Consider the following 226-nt stretch of genomic DNA (forward strand, 5'->3'; position numbering starts at 1 on the left):
AACTACTTTGACATCAGCATCGCGGTATCAACACCTCGTGGTCTAGTGACTCCAGTACTACGTGATTGCGATAAGCTTTCTGTTGCTGAAATCGAGAAGAATATTCGTGAATTGGCTATAAAAGGTCGTGATGGCAAACTAACTGTTGACGATATGACTGGCGGTAACTTCACTATTACCAATGGTGGTGTATTCGGTTCACTACTATCTACGCCTATCATCAACT

General features: G+C 42.5%; 1 protein-coding gene. It reads left to right on the forward strand.

Annotation, left to right across the window (positions count from 1 at the left end):
• Positions 1-226 (forward strand): 2-oxo acid dehydrogenase subunit E2 (locus tag CWC11_RS22360; RefSeq protein ID WP_171038535.1); only part of this gene is annotated, 226 nt, incomplete at both ends.

Source organism: Pseudoalteromonas sp. S3178, assembly GCF_005886985.1.
In the GTDB taxonomy this organism is placed as follows: Bacteria; Pseudomonadota; Gammaproteobacteria; order Enterobacterales; family Alteromonadaceae; genus Pseudoalteromonas; species Pseudoalteromonas carrageenovora.